We start from the raw sequence: 18,625 nt of genomic DNA, 5'->3' as shown, positions 1-18,625 counted from the left end.
TCTTCGCTCCCTGAATCTTGTTCAAGCACCCATCCACAGCCTTGTCGATTGCGTCGCCGTCAACGTATTCCGCTAATCTACACAAGAGCGATTAGTTTAGTTCCTCATCATGGATTTGCGTTCACATCGTTCAAGATGGCACGCCAAACGGGAAAGCGAGCACACCGGCGGATCGTCCGCTTGACCAACCCCTCGTTCCAGCTCTCAGTTCACAGAATCAGCTTCCAAGTCGGTGGTGATCGTATCGTCCTCGTGCACTGCACAGTGAGGTGTGACCTGCGGTCCGATTTCGGTTCGTTCGACCGTCGCATCGATTTCGAAGACATCGGCAAGCAGAGCTTCGGTCACGATTTCGCTGGGATCGCCGCGAGCGTAGATTGCGCCGTCTTTGAGCGCGAGCATGTGTTCGGCGTAGCGCGCCGCCTGATTGATATCATGAAGGACGAGTACGACTGTGACCTCACTGGTGGTCTTCAGCGTCTCCACGATATCCATCACTTCGAGCTGGTGGTGGAGGTCGAGAAACGTGGTCGGCTCGTCGAGCAACAGGACATCAGTGTCTTGAGCGAGGATCATTGCAATCCACGCAAGTTGTTTCTGTCCACCACTCAGGCTGCCGATCTCGCGGCCGCGGAGGTGTCCGATGCCAGCGAGCGAAATGCCGCGCTCGATGGCTTCTTCGTCTTCGTTGGTGAGCGAGTCGAAAAACCCACGATGGGGATAGCGCCCGTGCGTGGCGAGGTCCTCGACGGTGAGGCTGTCTGGCGAGACGTTCTCCTGTGAGAGCAGGCCAAGTTGTTGTGCGATTGTCTTCGTATCGAGAGTGTGGATATCGCGCCCATCGAGCAGCACTTGTCCGTCGTCGGGCGTCAGTTGGTCGGCGAGTCCCTTCAACAATGTACTCTTTCCACTGCCGTTCGGGCCCACAAGAGCCGTTACTTCTCCAGGTGGGATCACGAGTGATTCCCCATCAATGATCGGTTCGTCCGTCCCCGAGTAGCCGAGGACAAGCTCCTTGCCGGCGAATGGGGTGCCGGTTTCGCTCTGCGACTCGTCATCTGCTGGTTCGTCGCCGTTTCGCAACAACGGTGTGTATTCGAGTTCCGATTCGATCGCGGTGTCGACTGGTTTCGGATTGTTGCTCATCAGATATCACCCAATTGTTGCTGTTTGCGCATCAGATAGAGGAAGTACGGCCCACCGATGAGACCGGTAAGAACTCCGACCGGAATCTGGGTGGGCGACCCGAACAGCAGCTGCATCGAGAGCCGCGCGCCCACGTCGGCGGCCACCACCAACGCTGGGCCTGCAAAGACACAGCCAACGACGAGGCGCTTGTAGTCACTGCCGACGATATTTCTGACCAGATGTGGCACAATCAGGCCGACGAAGCTGACGATGCCTGCAGCGGTGATACTCACCGCGGCCGCGATGACCGCCACACCCGAGAGTGAGAATCTGACCTTCTCGACGCTCATCCCGAGCGATTTCGCCGTCCGTTCGCCCAGCAAGAGGACGTTCAATTGTCGCGAGCCAGCGAGTGCGAGTGCTATCGCCAGCACCGTCCACGGCAGTGCTATGCGAACTTGCTCCCAGTCCGTACCCGTGAGCGAGCCAGTAAGCCACGCAAGAGCATTCTGGGCGACATCCAACGAATCGGCGAAGAAGAACAATCCCGTCTGAACAGAGCTGAGAACCGTGCCGACGATCACGCCAGCAAGCACCAACCGGACAGGATTGGTTCCGCTCTGCCATGCGATAAGGTAGACGAGCAGAAATGCTCCTGCACCGCCGACAGCGGCGAGTAACGGAAGAATACCCGCAAGCCCACCGGCGACGATCAACGAAAAGAGTATCATCAGCCCTGCGCCCGAGGAGACGCCAAGAATGTACGGGCTTGCGAGTTCGTTGCGGGTGACTGCTTGAAAAATCGCTCCCGAAACGGCGAGACTCATTCCAACCAGAATGGCAACGAGCACTCGCGGGAGGCGGATGTTCCAGACGATGAGACTGCGCTCGCCCATCTCGGGAATCTCGCCGCCTAACAGGAACGCTTCCCATGTCTGTGAATTGAAGAGCACCTCGGGATTGAATACGGCGTACCACGCCTCGACAATCGACATCGAGAACGTTCCGAAACTCACCTGTATCAGTCCACCGACGATGACGATAGCAATGCTCGCAAGAATGAGACCGATGAGTGAGCCATCAACCCAGCCAAACCACTGCTCCAGACGGGAGGCAGATTCTTTGGACGTTACGGTTTCATTTGCCATCAATCGTCACCTCTCGTGATGGACTGGCGCTCGGTCTCGATCTCACGAACACGTGAGAGAATACGCAAAGTATCCGTCGTATCCGCTCGGCCGAACCGTGCTTTTGGAGGACGCTGTTGGGTCGGGAGCACTCGGCTGTTGGTTCAGTGGACCTGTTACGCAACTCGGGAACCGGGAAGGCTGAAACTGCCGCTACTGCCTGTTGTGGGTTTGTCTGGTAGGTGATCGGCGTTTCCTTGATGGTCATACTCAGAATCTCCCATGGACAATATCAGAAACCCGCTGTGGGTCGTACAGTTGCACTCCGCTGAATGCATCAGGATAGAGCTGATTTGTGGCCCGGTCGGTCAGTACAAGATTCACGATCGGACCCTGATAGAACGGGCCGCCGCGAAACACCTGTCCGTTGTTGACAGCTTGGAGTTTGCTACCGACTGGATGGTTCTTCATGAACTCGACGACCGTATTCTGGAAATTTTTTGCGCTGTAGTCTTCGTAGGTGCGCATCATTATCACTTCCGGATCGATTTCGAGTAGTGTTTCGTAGTCGATTTGAGTGCTGCCGCCTGTAGCGTAATAATCCTGTATGCCTGCTTGCGCGAGTGCATCATGTACTTTGAGATCGCGCCACTGCTTGCTGTTCGTCCCCTTGTCGATGGTATGCGGCCAGAATTTCTCCGGTTTGTCTCCCACAGGCAACATTATCGCTACTGACGGCCGCTCACTCTTCGATGGGAGATTCGACTCAATGGTCTGTTGGACCTCCTCGTGGAGTTTCGCAAACGCCTCGTAGCGGTGCTGTTGTTGGAATACTTCTGCAAGCTTCCCGAATGCTTCGTACAGCGTGTAGTAGCGATAATCGTGCCACGAGTGGTCGTAGCTATCGATGAAATTTCCGAAAAATGGCGCAACATTCTTTTTGACTCTCTCGATATCCGGCCGCTCGAAAGATTTAGACCGATTGACAATAGAGATCGGGTCCATCACATGAAGGTCGGCTCCTATCTCGTGGAACACCTCCGTCGAACCAGCGTTGCCGAGTTCGACCATCTCGTTCTCGTCGACCGAGACGCCGGGAATTTCGTCATAGTATTGCTGAGTATAGTAGAACCCACGGTTCCACACGCCCTCGGGTGGACTGCGTCCGAGAGCGATGCCCATGTCGGCCCAAGTCGAGGAACTTGCGAGCCACTTCGTTGGGACCTCTTCGAACCTGACCTTCCCCACGGGGGCTATCGAGACGCTGTAGGAACCACTCTCCGTATCGGTCGAATTATTCTGACTATTGCTGCCGGTCGGAGTTCCACTCTGGTCACCCGACGATCGCGCTGTACATCCAGCAATACTGCCGAATGCACTGGCGGCGAGTCCCTGTAGTAATCGCCGCCGAGTTGTATCTTTTTCCATGTATCAACTCACCTCTTGTACGGATAATATTTGGTCGGTACAACCCATCTGTGCGCCGTGGTGAGTGTCCTCTCCGAAATTTTCGGCGTCCGCAATTACTGGAATTCCGGCCAGCGTCATGAACAAACCGAACATGATTCCGCCGACGTTCCCCTGTATTCGACCGCGCGTGACGCAGTTCGTGAACATCGTTAGTGACGGGTGACGCCGACCGTGTGTCGGAAATTGTGGAGTAAACCGTGTATCACCGATTCCAGCATGAAGAGAAGAGTGAATCCGGGTACGACGAGTACCAGTCCGATGGCCACCTGCAGCGGCGTGAATACGATGCGAAGGTGGTCGATGTACGCGGATAGTGACGTTTGCAGCTGCCATATCAAATCTAATTTGTACAAAAACAACCAAATTTGTAAAGGTTTCGAATGGGAAATCCTAGTTTCGTTGATGGTTCATGATCGTATCGATTCGCTCGGCGGACAGCGCGGAGAGGGGAATGCGTTCGCCACCGGTTTTATCGATGACTACCTCTGTAACGCCTCCCTGTTCGTCGTTGCTGGCATCGACGACGAGTACCTGCGTGCCGGAATCGGCCAATGTTTCGGCTGCTTCGCGCGTCTCGCCCACTGGACTGCCCTCGGCAACGTTCGCTCGTCCGTCGGTGATCAACACAACGACGCTCGTGGCGGGGTTGGCCCGGTCGAGAACCTCGCGAGCAGTCCGAAGCCCCGCGGGAAGCGGCGTCCGGTCACCAGTCGGGAGGTCCTTCAGATGGCGGGCAGCGAGCGACACGCTGTCGGTTGGCGGAAGGAGCACGTCTGCGCCCTCACCGGAAAAGGTGACGAACCCGACCTCGTCGCGCTGTTGGTATGCATCCTTCAGGAGTTCCAGCACCGTGCCCTTGGCCGCACGCATCGCGGGTCGCATCGACGCGCTCGCATCCACGACGAACAGCACCAGCGCGGCCGCATCGCTCCGACGAACGGATTGACGCAGGTCACGCGAGCCGACGCTTGTAGCCCCACGGCTGGTCGCCGCCCGGATGGAGGCCGCAGCGTCGATATCGTGGGATGATTCCGCTGACCGGATTCGCACCCGCGGGCCATCGTTGTCGACACTCGGTCGTGCGCGTGACCGGGAGCCGGTTTCGGCGATTTGTGCGTCAACCGCTTCGGGAGTCGATATGTCGGGGGCGCGCGCCTCGCCGATGCTGGCGCGTGACTGACCCGGCACGAGCGGTGTTCGTTTGGTCGAATGGTCGTTCTCGTCGTCTGTGGAGGCTCCGGCATCGACTTGTGGTTCGGTCTCGCCGTCCGTTCCTGTCTCTGGCGTGTCTTCCTCGGTCCCGCTCGACGGCTCAGGCGTTCCCATCGATTCGGAACCCTCAGTGTCGTCCGTTCTTCCTGACCCGTCGCGTTCGTCAGATCTATCGGATTCGTCACCATCACCGTGTTCCGGCTCGCCTTCGGTTTCCTCGTCCGAAGATTCACTCTCTCCATCGTCTTTGCTATCGAAATGCTCACCGATGAGTTCGCTGGAATCAGGGGTGTCCTCGAACGGGCGCGACTGCAATCGGTGGGGGAGCGCGAGCTCCGCCGCCCGTCGAACGTCAGGCTGGATGACGTTTGATCGTTTATCGAGGGCTGCAAATGTCCGTGCGGTGCGCGCCGTGGCGATATCACCGCGGTGGCCGTCGACGCCCGCATTACGACAGCATTCTGCAATTTCTTCGGTAAATTCTCGGGAGAGTTCCACCCTATCGAGCCGGTCGCGTGCCTGTCGTAGCTGATCCCGACGGTCTTCAGCTTGCGCTCGAACGCCATCCTGTGTTTCGTTCCGTCCGAGAGCTCGGTCAATGATCTTCACACGTTGGTCGATGTCATTGCAGGCCGTGACCGTCGCACAGAGCGCAAAGCGGTCACGGAGCTGCGGCCGGAGGTCGCCTTCTTCAGGATTCATCGTGCCGATGAGGGTGAACTCAGCCGGATGGGAGACACTCATGCTATCGCGTTCGACCCGATTAACCCCGCTTGCGGCCGCGTCGAGGAGCACGTCTACCAAGTGGTCATCAAGCAGATTCACCTCATCAACGTACAGAATTCCACGGTTCGCGCGGGCGAGGAGTCCGGGATCGAACTCGTAGTCGCCGTCGAGCGCATCAGCCACTGAGAGCGTTCCGACAATACGCTCGCGGGTCGCACCCAGCGGGAGCGTCACGAGCGGAACCGGCCGTTCGGTTGTGGGTGGATCGGTCCGCGTGCGACAGTCAGCACACTGCAACGTCGGAGCGTTCGGCGGACAGCCGTACGGACAATCTTCGATAGCGGCCTGTGTTGGGAGGTAGTTCGTCAGTGCCCGTACCGCCGTGGATTTCGCTGTCCCTTTTTCGCCCTGTATCAGCAGCCCGTCGAGGTCATCGTTCGCTCCAGCGGCCAGTAAAGCCTGCTTGAGTTCGTCTTGTCCAACAATATCTCCGAACGTGAGTTCTGTCCGCCGAATGTGCGAAGCCTTTTTGTCTTCGCAGTATTCAACCATACTTGTCCTAGAGCAATGGAGGTTTAACAACGTTATGCCAACGATCGGCCTATACACCGCAACGGAAAACGAACTGGGAGCTGTTCAGCGCGCCGCCACTCACCTCAAAAACGATCTGGTTGTCCGTTCGGAGAGCGATCTCGACGACCAAAGCGACGTGGAGGCGTTTCTCGACGAACTGACCGATGCCACAGCCGTAATCTTCTGGCTCCACGGTGCTGAAGAGAGCATGCCGGGATACGACCACGCGGTTTCCCGGCTCAACGACGCCGGGGTGCCACTCGTCGTGAAATCGACGGGTGACGCCTACGCGGTTGAGGATACGAGCATTCCGGCGACCGACCGTAATCAGGTGTACGATTACTTGGCAAAGGGCGGCACCACCAACGTCGAGAACTGCATCCGATTCCTCGTCGACGAATACGCGGACGAGGACCGCGCATACGACGACCCTGTGGCGCTCCCGACCGAAGGTGTCTATCATCCCGACCACCCCGGCGTCAGTTACGATGAACTCGTGGCGACGTTCGATCCGGCGAAACCTACGGTCGCTGTCTGGTTCTACGAGTCTCACTGGACCCACGAGAACACCGGATACGTCGACGGACAGGTGCGCGCTGTCGAGGCACAGGGCGCGAATGCGCTCCCGATATTCTGCAATCCCGCGACCGACACCGACGAGCAGTGGGACGCGGAGCGCATCACCGATGAATGGTTGCTCGAAGACGGTGAACCACTCGTTGACGCCGTGCTGTCGTCGTTCATGTTCTCGCTGTCGATGGACGAACGCGGACGGAGTGCGAGCGATGAGGGCAATGGTGCAGAGGATGTCTTCCTCGACCGCCTCGGCGTACCGGTCATCCAAACCATCACGACGATGCGCTCGCGCTCACGGTACGAGGCAAGCGACACCGGCGTGATGGGGTTCGAACTCGCGCTCTCGGTCGCACTTCCGGAGTTCGACGGCAATGTCATCACGCACCCGATCAGCGGGAAGGAACGCACCGACGACGAGGCCGACATCGGGAGCGCGCCGAAACAGCACTTCCCGATTGACGATCGAATCGAGCACGCCGCGCAACTCGCGGTTAACTGGGCGACTCTCCGACACACACCGAATCAGGAGAAAAAGGTCGCCGTCATCCTCCACAACTACCCGCCAAGCGACGACGGCATTGGAACGGCGTTCGGTCTCGACAGTCCAGAGAGTACGGTCAATTTCCTCGAAGAACTCGGCAGCCGGGGCTACGACCTCGATGGAGAATCCCCGGAAAGCGGACAGGATCTCATTGACCAGTTGACGGCACAACTCACCCTCGACGACCGCTGGGTTGCACCCGAGGACGTCCGCGACCGGAGCGTCGATGTCGTCCCAACCGAGCAGTACCGTGAGTGGTTCGACGAGATGGACGAACGGTTTCGGGAGAACGTCGTCGAAGAGTGGGGTGAGGCTCCCGACCGTCCGTTTGCGATCCCAGGCGTCGAATTTGGGAATGTGCTCGTCACTGTGCAGCCGCCACGCGGGTTCGGTATGGACCCATCGAAGGTGTATCACGATTCGGACCTCCAGCCACCACACGATTACGTGGCGTTCTATGGCTGGCTCAGAAACACCTTTGACGCTGATGGCGTCGTCCACCTTGGGACTCACGGGAGTCTGGAGTGGCTCCCCGGCAAGACCGTCGGGTTGAACAGCGAAAGCGCACCCGACCAACTGGTCGATGACCTTCCAAACGTCTATCCCTACATCATCAACAATCCTGGCGAAGGGACCCAAGCAAAGCGGCGCTCGTACGCCGCCATCGTGGATTATCTGACCCCAGTGATGGCGAACGCCGGGACCTACGACGAGCTGGCCGACCTCGAAGAACTCGCCGACCGCTATCGCGAGGCCGGCATGAAGGACGCCCACGCAGACGACGGCGAGCACCTCGAAGACCTCCTCCGCGAGAAAGTCTCGGAACTCGATTTGGCAGTGGAACTCGGTATCGGCGGGGAAATTGACGAGAAAGCCGACGTTCGTGGTCCTGACGAAGCCGGCACCACGCTCGCAGAGGGAGAAGTCGAGGGCGACAAAGTGGATATCGAGGAACTCACCGAGCGAATTCACGAATACCTCACAGACGTGAAGACCACCCAGATTCGGCTCGGGCTTCACACGATGGGTGAGCCACCCATCGACGAGCGCCTCGTGGAGTACCTCGTCGCGCTCACTCGACTCGAAAATCCGGGCGCACCGAGCCTCCGCGAGAGCGTCGCGGGCGTACTCGGTATCGACTACGACCGAATGCTCAACGCACCCGGCGAGTACGACGACAAGTTGGGGATGACATTCTCTGCGGCGGCTGACGAAGTTCATGAGAAAAGCCTCGAACTCGTGGAGACGCTAGCCGACCACAATTTCGACCTTCCTACCTCTGAGACGGAGGCTGGCCCTGACGACGAGACAAATATGAACCTGCTCGTCGTGGATATCGATCCGCTGGGCGATGCGCGAGCGAACGCCGGCGCGCACGACGACCTCCGCGAAGTCCTGGAGTTCATCCGCGAGGAGGCCGCGCCGCGCGTGCAGGGTGCCACCGACGAAATCCCTCAGACCGCTGACGCGCTCGCCGGCGAGTACGTCCCGCCGGGTGGAAGCGGCGCACCGACTCGTGGTGGGGTGGACTTGCTCCCGACGGCGCGGAACTTCTACACGCTCGACCCACGGAAAGTCCCAGCAAAGAGCGCATGGGAGATCGGCAGCGAGGTCGCCGACGGCGTTGCCGAGCGCCATCGCTCCGAAGAGGGCGAATATCCCGAGGAAATCGGTGTCGTCGCATGGGGCACCCCGACCGTTCGCACCCGTGGCGAGACGATTGCACAGGTGCTCGCGTTGATGGGTGTCGAACCCGAGTGGACCGACGCCGGTCGAGTTGATGATGTACACCCAATTCCACTCGAAGCACTCGACCGTCCGCGCATCGACGTGACGACGCGGGTTTCGGGACTCTTCCGCGACGCCTTCCCTCAGGCCGCGAGCGTCGTCCATGACGCCGTTGATAGCGTGGTGGCCCTCGATGAACCCCACACAATGAACTACGTCAAAAAGCATGTCGAGGAAGATATTGAAGATCTTGAAGCCGACGGCATGGACGAATCCGACGCCGAAACTGCCGCGAAACGCCGCGTGTTCACCACCCGACCGGGCGGCTACGGCGCGGGCACGAACAAGGCTGTCGATGAAGGCAACTGGGACGATCGCTCGGACCTTGCGGACGTGTACGTCCAATGGGGTGGCTACGCGCTCGGCAAACGTGGCAAAGTCAACGAAGCTCATGACGCCTTCAAACGCCGACTCAGCGGTGTCGAAGCCACGGTAAAAATCGAAGACACCGCCGAACAGGACGAATTCGATTCCTCGGATTGGTACGCCTTCCATGGCGGGTTCATCAGCGCAGTTGCCGAAATCGCTGGCGAGGAGCCGGCATCGTACGTCGGTGATTCCTCAGACCCCGACAACGTCGATGTCTACACCAACGAGGAGAAAGTCCGGAAGGCGATGCGCGCCCGTGTCCTGAATCCTGAGTGGCTCGACAGCATGGAAGACCACGACTACAAGGGTGCTGGCGACCTCTCGACGACTGTTGACGTCGTGCTCGGCTGGGACGCCACGGCAGGCGTCGTCAGCGACACGCTCTGGTCAGATGTCGCCGAGAAGTACGCCTTCGACGAGAACAGACAAGAATGGATGCGCGATGTGAACCCGTGGGCGCTCGACAGTATCACCGGCACGCTACTGGAAGCCATCGACCGTGGATTGTGGGATGCCGACGACGAAACCCGCGACCGTTTGCAGGACCTGAACCTACAGGTCGACGGCGACCTTGAAGCGCGCGCCGGCGACGCAACCACCCTGGGGGTGACGGGCGATGATGACTGATGCTGTCGAAGTCACCGAAACAGTTGTCGATGGCACCCCCGACCGTCCGGTAGAATCAAACCACTCCGAGCGCGTCGAAAACGCCATCGTCGCCATCTCCAGAGACGCAGAGCGACTCAAACGACGCGAGGTCGAGAAGGCAATCTCCAAATTCGAAGCATACGGCGACCTCGCTGATGGCCAACACGAAACAGTCGAGACGATGGCTGAGGCTATCGTTGGTCATCTACTTGCGGTGCCCATGGCGACTCTCCGGGAAGCTGACGAGCGAGAAGCTGTCGACGTCGCGCTCCGACTGTTCGGTTCTCGATCCGAAACCAATGAACGATGCAGTGCTTTTGCGGAGGTGACTGATGACAACTGATTCGTCGGATTTCGAGGAGTACGCCGACCTTGGGGCAACCACGGAAGACGCGATGGAAATTGCTGAAACCAGCATGGACCGCGTGCGTGAGCTCGTCCCGAACGAGACACTGGCCGATCGAATTCGAGGGAAGTCCGTTCACGCGACGGGCGACCCCGAGTTCCAGCATCTCATTCGATTCACCGGCAGAACCGAGACGGAGCCGATTCGCGCTGGCGCGCGGGCGGTCCTCGACGAACGGCCCATTGTCACCGACATCACGATGGTCCGGGAGGGAATCACCGGCCGCGGTCACGACTGCACGGTACGCAAGGCCATCGGCAACGGCGCCGAACTCGCCGAGCAAACCGGGATGACCCGAACGGCGGCGTCCGTGCTCGAACTCGACAAGCAAGGAGTGTACGATGATGCAATCGCCGTCGTCGGCAACGCTCCGACCGCAGCGCTGGCGCTCGCCGACTGCATTGAGGATGGGACTCGCCCCGCCGTCGTGGTCGCCACGCCAGTCGGATTCGTCAAGGCCGCAGAGTGCAGGACGCGGGTTCGAGCGGTTGCAACGGAACACGGCGTTCCCGCCATCACGAATGTCGGCCGTCGGGGTGGAAGCGGTCTGGCCGCCGGGCTGACGAACGAACTTGTCCACGTCGCCAGCGATGCCCGCGAGGGCAGCGTGACGCTTTCGGTCGAGGGCGCCGACGCCACATGAGCGACGACCTCGATGCAGGACCAGATCCGGCAACCATCGCGGCAGCCGGACCCGAGCCGCCGAACGCCGCCGACCCGGTCCACGCCGTCGGCATCGGTCCGGGGAACCCCGAGTATCTGACGCCACGTGGCGAGCGGGCCATACGGGAGGCAGATGTCGTCGTCGGTTTCGAGACCGTCGTCGGCTTCGTTGCCGACCGGACCGACGCCGACCTGCTGACCTGTGGCTACCGCGACGAAGGCGCGACGCTCGCCACATTCGCCGAGCGCGTCGCTGGCGGGGACACGGGGACGGCCGTGCTGATGGGCGACCCGAACCACTCGGGGTATCAGTTCGTCGGGAAGGTTCAAGCTGCGGTCGAATCGCCCGTCCGCGTGATTCCGGGGATTTCGTCACTACAGGTGGCCGCAAGTCGAGCGCGAACGCCGATGGAGGAGACTGAATTCGTCACTCTCCACAAATCCGGGGACATCGAATCCGACTGCCGGCGACTCCACGCGAACGTCGGCGAGCGTCACCTGCTCGTCCTTCCCCGCCCCTACGATATGATGCCCGGGGACATCGCCGCCGACCTCCTCAATGTGGGTGCTTCCCCCTCGCTCCCCGCACTCGTCCTCGAACGGTTGACACACGACGACGAGACAACAACGCGAACGACGCTCGGCGAGCTCGGAACGTACGGGGGTGGGTTGGAGACTGATGACACACCGTTTTCGGATCTCTCCGTGCTGGCCGTTCGGACAGAGTAGCCGGACAGCTACACACGGCGGAAATCTTCGCTCGTTTTCGAAATCACCGCCGCGACGTTTGCCGGCGAGTGGGAGCGCATCGCTTCGACACGTATCCCAACCATGGCAAACTGTTCGCACTGAGTGTATAAATCAACCCACCAAAACTTACTTGATAGTCCGTCGTGTCGTCTATGACAATCCAACTTGGAATAAGTAAACTGAGATTGCTTCCAAGCGGGGATATCACCCATGACAAGCGAATCACTCCTACTCATCGGCCGCGAGACAGGCAACGCCCACGAAGTGTTCGAGACGCACGCCGAGCGGCTCACTCGCCGCACTGACGTCGACGATGTGTCAATAGCGACCTACGAGAGCGAACCAGTCCGCGAGCTCCAGGCACAGTTTGAAGCAATCTCCACAGACCGGACATACGTGATCCCAATGCGTGCCGCCCACACCCACGATACGATTGAGGACGTGCCCGCTGCACTCTCCTATATTTCCGGGAACGTCCGCTACTGTGAACCGCTCGGACGAAGTCCTGCCGTCACCGAGATACTCCGAAAGCGGGCGATGAATTTGGTACCGGCGGGCGAGGACGCTTCTCTCGTCATCGTCGGCTTCGGGAGCAGTTCGAAGCCCTACCATCGACAGACTACTGAATACCACGCGGCCCGACTCCGCGACGGCTCGGACTACGGGGAGGTGCTGACTTGCTATCTCCTCCAGAATCCCGCTGTCGAATGTGTCCGCTATAACGTCTCAAAACGCCGTTCGGTCGCGGTTCCGCTGTTCGTGACACGATCCGAGGCGACCGACGAGCGGATCCCGGATGCACTCGAACTCGGGCGCGGTGGAATCGAATACGCCGACCCGTTCGGCAAGCATCCCCGGATAACGGACGCCATTCGTGCGGAAGTAGAAAAACAGCGCACGCTCACGGTTGAGGAACCGTCCGCGTCGGTTTCGTTCGAAACACAGTTAACCCGAACACGTCGTCCAGTCGCAACCGACGGCGAGGGGTTCCTGCAGTAATGGAGCCGTTCGTCCAATGAGGTTCGTCTTGGTCGCCGGCACCACTGAAACCGCACACATCGAGGGGATCAGCGCCGCTGGAGCGGACCCCGATCTGATGGCTCACACTCCGAGCGCGGACCTCGAAATCGTTGAATATGGGCAGCCAGTACAGGTACCAGTCATGCCAGTGAGTCCGACTGGCTGTCCGACCCCTGCGGTCATTACACGCGCCGTCCGCGAACTGACCGAGTTCGATACCCTCGCCCTTGATGCGGGTCTCGTTCGTCCAACCAGTGCACCGACTGTCGCCCTCGAAGCGATGCCCGGAAGAGATATCCGGCATCCTCGGCCCGTCGATTCCGCAGCGGACACGTTCAAGGCTGCCCGTCAACTCGGACGGAGCCTGCCGGACGACGAACTCGTGATCGGCGAGACGATTCCCGGCGGCACGACCACTGCGCTCGGAATCCTCACCGCGCTCGGCGAACGCGCCGCAGTGTCGTCCTCGCTCTCCGAGAACCCGCTCGCGCTCAAGCGAAAGGTAGTGGACGAGGCGCTCGCAGCGAGTAATCTCTCGGCAGGTGAGACCGCGGACGAGCCGGTGAAAACGGTACGCCACGTCGGCGACCCGGTGCTCGCTGCTGTGGCCGGGATGACTATCGGAGCGACGACCACTGATACGTCAGTGACGCTCGCCGGAGGGACACAACTCGTCGCCGCTGCCGCCCTCGCTCGGCATGCGGGCGTGGACACGGCACTCTCGATCGCGACGACCTCCTTCATTGCCGACGACGAGACGGTACGTATGAACGAACTGGCGAACGACCTCTCGTTGGACGTGACCGTCACCGACCCGGGCTTCCACCGTCGTAACCATTCGTCGATGAACCCGTATACTGCCGGTGAGGCTAAGGAAGGCGTCGGGATGGGCGGCGCATTGGCGCTAGCCGACCGCGCTGACGTATCAATGGCAGACGTACGCGAGCAGGTCGTTACCGTGTATGATCGACTTGTGGCCGACGATCCCACAATAGAGGCATGAACAGCATCGTCATCGCTGGAACACGGTCGGGCGTCGGCAAGACCGTTGCCACCCTCGCCGTCATCCGCGCGCTTAACGCGTCGGGTTGTTCGGTTCAGCCGGCGAAGGCCGGGTCGGATTTCATTGATCCGAGCCACCACGAGAGCGTAGCCAGCCGCCCGTCACGCACCCTCGACTGCTGGCTCCAAGGCAAAGCAGGACTTCGTCGGAATTACCACCGTGGGGAGGGCGACGTCTGCGTCGTCGAGGGCGTGATGGGGCTGTACGACGGGGATGCCTCAAGCACTGCGATGATCGCCGAGACGCTTGATGTTCCTGTGGTTCTCGTCGTGGATGCGAAGGCTGGCATGGAGAGCGTCGCTGCCACGGCGCTCGGATTTCGACAGTATGCGGCACGTGCCGGTCGTGCCATCGACGTCGCTGGCGTCATTGCCCAGCGCGCTCACGGTGGGCGTCACGAGCGGGGGATTCGTGACGCCCTTCCCGACGACCTCGCCTACCTCGGACGGATTCCACCCAGCGACGACCTCGACATCCCCGACCGGCATCTCGGACTGCACATGGGCGATGAATCCGCTCTCGGCACCGACGCACTCGATACTGCTGCCGATCATATCCGCACGGAGCGACTCCTCGACATCGCGCGTTCTCCCCCGCAACCAGAACCGAAAGCGGAACGCTCCTCAACTGAGAAACGAATCGCCGTCGCCCGCGACGAGGCATTCTGTTTCTACTATCCGGCGACCATCGAACGACTCCGAGAGCGCGCCGAGGTTGTCACGTTCGCCCCGACCACAGGAGAACCCCTCCCCGACTGCGATGGCGTCTATCTTCCCGGCGGCTATCCCGAGCTGCACGCCGACTCGCTGGCCCACAGTCCCGCAATTGGACAGCTCGCCACTCGGGCAGACAACGGTCTCCCCGTGTTCGGTGAATGTGGCGGGTTGATGACCCTTTCCGAGACGCTGACGACAGCAGACGGCGAGACGTATGAGATGGCCGGTGTCCTCCCAGCAGACGTACGAATGCATGATCGGTATCAGGCACTCGACCACGTGGAACTCCGTACGCGTGGCGACGCTCTCACCGCTAGCGCGGGAGACACGCTTCGAGGCCACGAGTTCCACTATTCCAGCGCCGACACCGACTCGGACGCGCGATTCGCGTTCGATGTCGAGCGAGGTGCTGGCATCGAAGATGGACAAGATGGATTGATAGAGCACCAGACACTCGGGACGTACTGTCACGTCCACTCGGAGAGCGGAGCGTTCGATTCGCTGGTCGAAAATATTTGACATACATATCCATACCATCGCCAATGACGAACGATACCACCGACGAGCCCGATAGCAGAGAACAGTTACAAGGGACGCCTGGACAGGGTATATCGCCGGATGCTTGCCCCATCGAACCAGCAGCGCCGGCGGAGTTCGGACTGGTCCAAGCATGGTGGGGCGACGGAAAGGGGAAGACGACGGCGGCGATGGGGATGGGATTTCGGGCGACCGGCCACGGCTACCGGGTCCACATGCTCCAGTTCATGAAAGGCGGAGCGTCGAGCGTCGAGGCGACGCGCGGCGAGTACAACGCCATTGCAGCAATGGATGGCTTCACTTACGAGAACAGCGGTCACTACGGTTGGCACGGCTTCCTTGACGGATCGGCTGACGACGAGCACGCCGCGAAAGCCCGCGGTGGCATCGAACGTGTCCGTGAGCTGCTCGCCGCGGCGAACGACGCCGACCTGCAATCGCCGCTACCGCTCGATGGGCCGCCCGAGGACGGTATGCACATGCTCATCCTCGACGAAATATTGTACGCCGCGAACCGCGGCCTCGTTGAGCCATCCGCAATCGTGGAGCTCATTGAAACCAAACCCGACGACCTCGAGCTCGTACTCACGGGCGGCCACGAGAACCCCGACTACATCAACGACCACGCTGACCTCGTGACGAACGTGCGAAAGGGCAAACATCCGTTCGATGCGGGCCACCGCGCTCGGAAGGGAACCGAGTATTAATGGCACGAACCCTGCTCGTCGCCGGAACGGCGAGCCACGTCGGGAAAAGCACAGTTGTCACCGGTCTCTGTCGGCGTCTCTCTCGAAACGGCATCTCGGTCGCGCCGTACAAAGCTCAGAACATGAGCAATAATGCACGGGCAGTCGTGACCCCAAGCGGAGAGTGGGGCGAAATCGGTGTCTCCCAGTACGTGCAGGCCCGCGCCGCGAACGTGCCGCCGACGACGGATATGAACCCCATCCTGCTCAAACCGCGCGGCGACGGCGAAAGCCAGCTTGTGGTTCACGGCGAAGCGATCGGCCACTACGATGCCGGAACGTACTACGACGAACACTGGGAGCGTGCTCGCAAAGCCGCCATAGAATCCTACGAACGGCTGGCGGAAGAACACGACCTCATCATCGCCGAAGGGGCGGGAAGTATTGCCGAAATCAACCTTCACGACCGTGATTTGGCCAACGTCGAGACCGCGGAGTTTGCCGACGCATCGATCCTGCTCCTCGGCGACATCGAACGTGGTGGCGTGTTCGCCAGCCTCTACGGAACGCTCGAACTCATGCCGGACGATCTGCGAAAGCGCGTTCGGGGCTGTGTCATCACGAAATTTCGCGGAGATATTACACTCCTCGACTCCGGTATCGAGGAACTGGAACGACGAACCGGCGTTCCAGTGGTCGGCGTACTTCCCTACGACGACCCCGGATTGCCCGAAGAAGACAGCCTTTCACTACCGTCCGACGACGAAAGCGCTGTATTGGGTGATGAAGACGGCGTGCCACCAGCGGAGGCAGTGACCATCGGCGTCCCCCGCTTGCCGCACATCGCTAATTTCACCGACCTCGAACCACTGGCTCGCGTTCCTGGTGTTCATGTCGTCTACGTTCCGCCCCGTTCGAAACTCACCGGGATCGACGCCGTCGTCATTCCCGGGACAAAGAACACCGTCGATGACCTGCTAGCGCTCAGAAACGCTGGATTCGACGACGCTCTCGATGGGTTTTCTGGGCCAATCATTGGCATCTGCGGCGGGTATCAGATGCTCGGGGAGCGGATAACGAATGCCGCTATTGAGGGAACCGGGGAGAGAAACACCGTTCGGGGGTTCGGCTTACTCCCTGTCGAAACAAAATTCTCACATGAAAAGCAAGTTCGACAAGCGACGGTAGCGGCCACAGGAACTGGTCCGATTGATGGTGTTACAGGAGCTGTATCTGGATTCGAGATTCACATGGGACGAACGACATACTTGTCATCGCTTGACCGCCCTCTAGGGAATCGGAGTGCTGCAACCGAGTTGGTTCTTGGCACGTATTTACACGGTCTCTTCGAGAACGAGAGCATCTGTACTGCGTTTCTCGACTCAACATCTCAAACGATAGATGATGGGTGTCCATCTTCACTAGAAGGAACCTCGAATTCGCCATACACTGAGGCCGCAGATCTGGTTCGCCAGATCGACCTGCCGTGGATCCATTCGGAGATCAATAGTTGCTAATTTGTGTGTGGTATTTACTACAGGTACATCAAAAGACGATGGAATGAATGACTGTGTTCATACAGCAGCTCGCATCTGAAAGAGATGCGCGTTGTTTGCTATCAATCATTGCCGTCTTTCATAAATATCTTTGGTTTTGGAGTTTACATTAGAAATTTAAAATGAATGATTAATAAATTATATATCTATAGAAAGTTATAATTACTCGTGCTTAGCTCTCTAATCCCAAGTACACGTGCGAGATTCAATTTGGATGAATGAGACGAATGCTTCTGAGTATAACTGTTACTGCGTCGCTTACTGGGTGAGGCGGAGTCCTTTAGTTCGCATATGCCGAGCCAACCATAGGGAGTGAGCCGAGGTAGCTCAGGCTGGCCAGAGCAGCTCCCTTGTAAGGAGCACGTCGGGGGTTCAAATCCCTCCCTCGGCTTTCTGTACTTCAACGCGTAAGAGTCGCGTCTGAGTTGTAATCGGTCTGACCTACTCTGGGCTGGTGCGTGAGGCACGGTTGACCTCGAAAACGTGGGCACGAGCGAACGAAGACATGACGACCATTCCGCCCACGCTTGCTATCTGACTCGAAACACCTTCCGCACCCAAACCAACAATTCATGATGATAAATATCTTGCGATCCGTTAGCATACTCGAAATTAGCCACAACACTCAGAACTCAGAAACGTGGGAAGTTGGGACGACCATGATGCCCACTCCACGCTCTCCCCGGACGAATCCATGCAGGTGGTAGCAGTTCCCGGGGGTTTGTGTAAGACAGAGGAAGAGCAAATAACTTCTGGCTGGTTGGTACTCATCCGATTTATGTCGCCTCGAAAACGTAGGGTAGAAACGGTATCATGTCACCCCCTACGTTCTCCTCCCCCCAATGGCAGTAGTACGGGGGGTTATCACAGAGGAGCCAGAGCATGAAAAGCTTGTGGACAATCATTATACCCCCATTCGTCTTTAGCTAAGAGCGGAATCGCATGACTGCGGCTGGAAGCGAAGTCGGTTCCTGAAAGGAATGAGGAGGAGTTCGGTGTGAGCGACGAACCCTCCTCGGGCCGAATTGAACGCCGGCTCACTACGCTCTTTCCATCGACGGCTCTCGAAG

General features: G+C 59.4%; 13 protein-coding genes and 1 tRNA gene. 10 read left to right on the top strand and 4 right to left on the bottom strand.

Going from position 1 to position 18,625, the window contains the following annotated elements; translation table 11 throughout:
* Positions 1-204 precede the first annotated feature (204 nt).
* The 4 genes from C451_RS02365 to C451_RS02340 form a co-directional block, all read right to left on the bottom strand.
* Positions 205-1,146 carry an ABC transporter ATP-binding protein gene (locus C451_RS02365; RefSeq protein WP_007737264.1) on the bottom strand — a complete coding sequence of 314 codons (942 nt, stop codon included), beginning with the start codon at positions 1,144-1,146 and terminating at the stop codon, positions 205-207.
* Positions 1,146-2,276 carry a FecCD family ABC transporter permease gene (locus tag C451_RS02360; RefSeq protein ID WP_007737263.1) on the bottom strand — a complete coding sequence of 377 codons (1,131 nt, stop codon included), beginning with the start codon at positions 2,274-2,276 and terminating at the stop codon, positions 1,146-1,148. The genes C451_RS02365 and C451_RS02360 overlap by 1 nt, the downstream gene beginning before the upstream one ends.
* A gap of 249 nt (positions 2,277-2,525) precedes the next feature.
* Positions 2,526-3,683 carry an ABC transporter substrate-binding protein gene (locus C451_RS02355; RefSeq protein WP_080503440.1) on the bottom strand — a complete coding sequence of 386 codons (1,158 nt, stop codon included), beginning with the start codon at positions 3,681-3,683 and terminating at the stop codon, positions 2,526-2,528.
* Positions 3,684-4,115: 432 nt separating this feature from the next.
* Positions 4,116-6,215: a VWA domain-containing protein gene (locus tag C451_RS02340; RefSeq protein ID WP_007737251.1), complete on the bottom strand. Its 2,100-nt coding sequence runs from the start codon at positions 6,213-6,215 to the stop codon at positions 4,116-4,118.
* A gap of 34 nt (positions 6,216-6,249) precedes the next feature.
* Here C451_RS02340 and cobN point away from each other — a divergent pair, with 34 nt between their 5' ends.
* From cobN to C451_RS02290, 10 genes are all read left to right on the top strand, one after another.
* Positions 6,250-10,137, top strand: coding sequence for a cobaltochelatase subunit CobN (gene cobN, locus C451_RS02335; RefSeq protein ID WP_007737249.1), 3,888 nt, complete (start codon positions 6,250-6,252; stop codon positions 10,135-10,137).
* Positions 10,130-10,501, top strand: a complete 372-nt coding sequence (locus C451_RS02330; protein WP_049912727.1) for a hypothetical protein — start codon at positions 10,130-10,132, stop codon at positions 10,499-10,501. Before cobN ends, C451_RS02330 begins: the two co-directional genes overlap by 8 nt.
* Complete coding sequence (locus C451_RS02325; protein ID WP_007737245.1) at positions 10,491-11,207, top strand: precorrin-8X methylmutase; 717 nt, start codon at positions 10,491-10,493, stop codon at positions 11,205-11,207. The genes C451_RS02330 and C451_RS02325 overlap by 11 nt, the downstream gene beginning before the upstream one ends.
* Positions 11,204-11,956: a cobalt-precorrin-7 (C(5))-methyltransferase gene (locus tag C451_RS02320; RefSeq protein WP_007737243.1), complete on the top strand. Its 753-nt coding sequence runs from the start codon at positions 11,204-11,206 to the stop codon at positions 11,954-11,956. The genes C451_RS02325 and C451_RS02320 overlap by 4 nt, the downstream gene beginning before the upstream one ends.
* Before the next feature lie 231 nt (positions 11,957-12,187).
* The gene (locus C451_RS02315) at positions 12,188-12,976 is read left to right on the top strand and encodes a CbiX/SirB N-terminal domain-containing protein (protein WP_007737241.1); all 789 of its coding nucleotides are present in this window, start codon (positions 12,188-12,190) and stop codon (positions 12,974-12,976) included.
* 16 nt (positions 12,977-12,992) lie between these two features.
* Positions 12,993-14,000 (top strand): nicotinate mononucleotide-dependent phosphoribosyltransferase CobT, encoded by a 1,008-nt coding sequence (cobT, locus tag C451_RS02310; protein ID WP_007737238.1) that lies wholly within the window; start codon positions 12,993-12,995, stop codon positions 13,998-14,000.
* Complete coding sequence (locus C451_RS02305) at positions 13,997-15,295, top strand: cobyrinic acid a,c-diamide synthase (protein WP_007737236.1); 1,299 nt, start codon at positions 13,997-13,999, stop codon at positions 15,293-15,295. Before cobT ends, C451_RS02305 begins: the two co-directional genes overlap by 4 nt.
* Positions 15,296-15,318: 23 nt before the next feature.
* Positions 15,319-16,020, top strand: a complete 702-nt coding sequence (locus tag C451_RS02300; RefSeq protein ID WP_049912725.1) for a cob(I)yrinic acid a,c-diamide adenosyltransferase — start codon at positions 15,319-15,321, stop codon at positions 16,018-16,020.
* Positions 16,020-17,516 carry a cobyric acid synthase gene (locus C451_RS02295; RefSeq protein ID WP_007737232.1) on the top strand — a complete coding sequence of 499 codons (1,497 nt, stop codon included), beginning with the start codon at positions 16,020-16,022 and terminating at the stop codon, positions 17,514-17,516. Before C451_RS02300 ends, C451_RS02295 begins: the two co-directional genes overlap by 1 nt.
* Positions 17,517-17,871: 355 nt before the next feature.
* Positions 17,872-17,946, top strand: a tRNA-Thr gene (locus C451_RS02290).
* Positions 17,947-18,625 lie beyond the last annotated feature (679 nt).

The organism is Halococcus thailandensis JCM 13552, from assembly GCF_000336715.1.
GTDB classification, from domain to species: domain Archaea; phylum Halobacteriota; class Halobacteria; order Halobacteriales; family Halococcaceae; genus Halococcus; species Halococcus thailandensis.
The sequence above is the reverse complement of the archived record's forward strand: the minus strand, read 5'-3'. Positions and strand labels throughout refer to the sequence as shown.

Excerpts from the sequence above, each read along its gene's own strand:
- C451_RS02325 (WP_007737245.1), top strand. The coding sequence starts at position 10,491 with ATGACAACTGATTCGTCGGATTTCGAGGAGTACGCCGACCTTGGGGCA.
- C451_RS02340 (WP_007737251.1), bottom strand. The coding sequence starts at position 6,215 with ATGGTTGAATACTGCGAAGACAAAAAGGCTTCGCACATTCGGCGGACA.
- C451_RS02320 (WP_007737243.1), top strand. The coding sequence starts at position 11,204 with ATGAGCGACGACCTCGATGCAGGACCAGATCCGGCAACCATCGCGGCA.
- C451_RS02330 (WP_049912727.1), top strand. The coding sequence starts at position 10,130 with ATGACTGATGCTGTCGAAGTCACCGAAACAGTTGTCGATGGCACCCCC.
- cobT (WP_007737238.1), top strand. The coding sequence starts at position 12,993 with ATGAGGTTCGTCTTGGTCGCCGGCACCACTGAAACCGCACACATCGAG.
- cobN (WP_007737249.1), top strand. The coding sequence starts at position 6,250 with ATGCCAACGATCGGCCTATACACCGCAACGGAAAACGAACTGGGAGCT.
- C451_RS02315 (WP_007737241.1), top strand. The coding sequence starts at position 12,188 with ATGACAAGCGAATCACTCCTACTCATCGGCCGCGAGACAGGCAACGCC.
- C451_RS02365 (WP_007737264.1), bottom strand. The coding sequence starts at position 1,146 with ATGAGCAACAATCCGAAACCAGTCGACACCGCGATCGAATCGGAACTC.
- C451_RS02305 (WP_007737236.1), top strand. The coding sequence starts at position 13,997 with ATGAACAGCATCGTCATCGCTGGAACACGGTCGGGCGTCGGCAAGACC.
- C451_RS02300 (WP_049912725.1), top strand. The coding sequence starts at position 15,319 with ATGACGAACGATACCACCGACGAGCCCGATAGCAGAGAACAGTTACAA.
- C451_RS02295 (WP_007737232.1), top strand. The coding sequence starts at position 16,020 with ATGGCACGAACCCTGCTCGTCGCCGGAACGGCGAGCCACGTCGGGAAA.
- C451_RS02360 (WP_007737263.1), bottom strand. The coding sequence starts at position 2,276 with ATGGCAAATGAAACCGTAACGTCCAAAGAATCTGCCTCCCGTCTGGAG.
- C451_RS02355 (WP_080503440.1), bottom strand. The coding sequence starts at position 3,683 with ATGGAAAAAGATACAACTCGGCGGCGATTACTACAGGGACTCGCCGCC.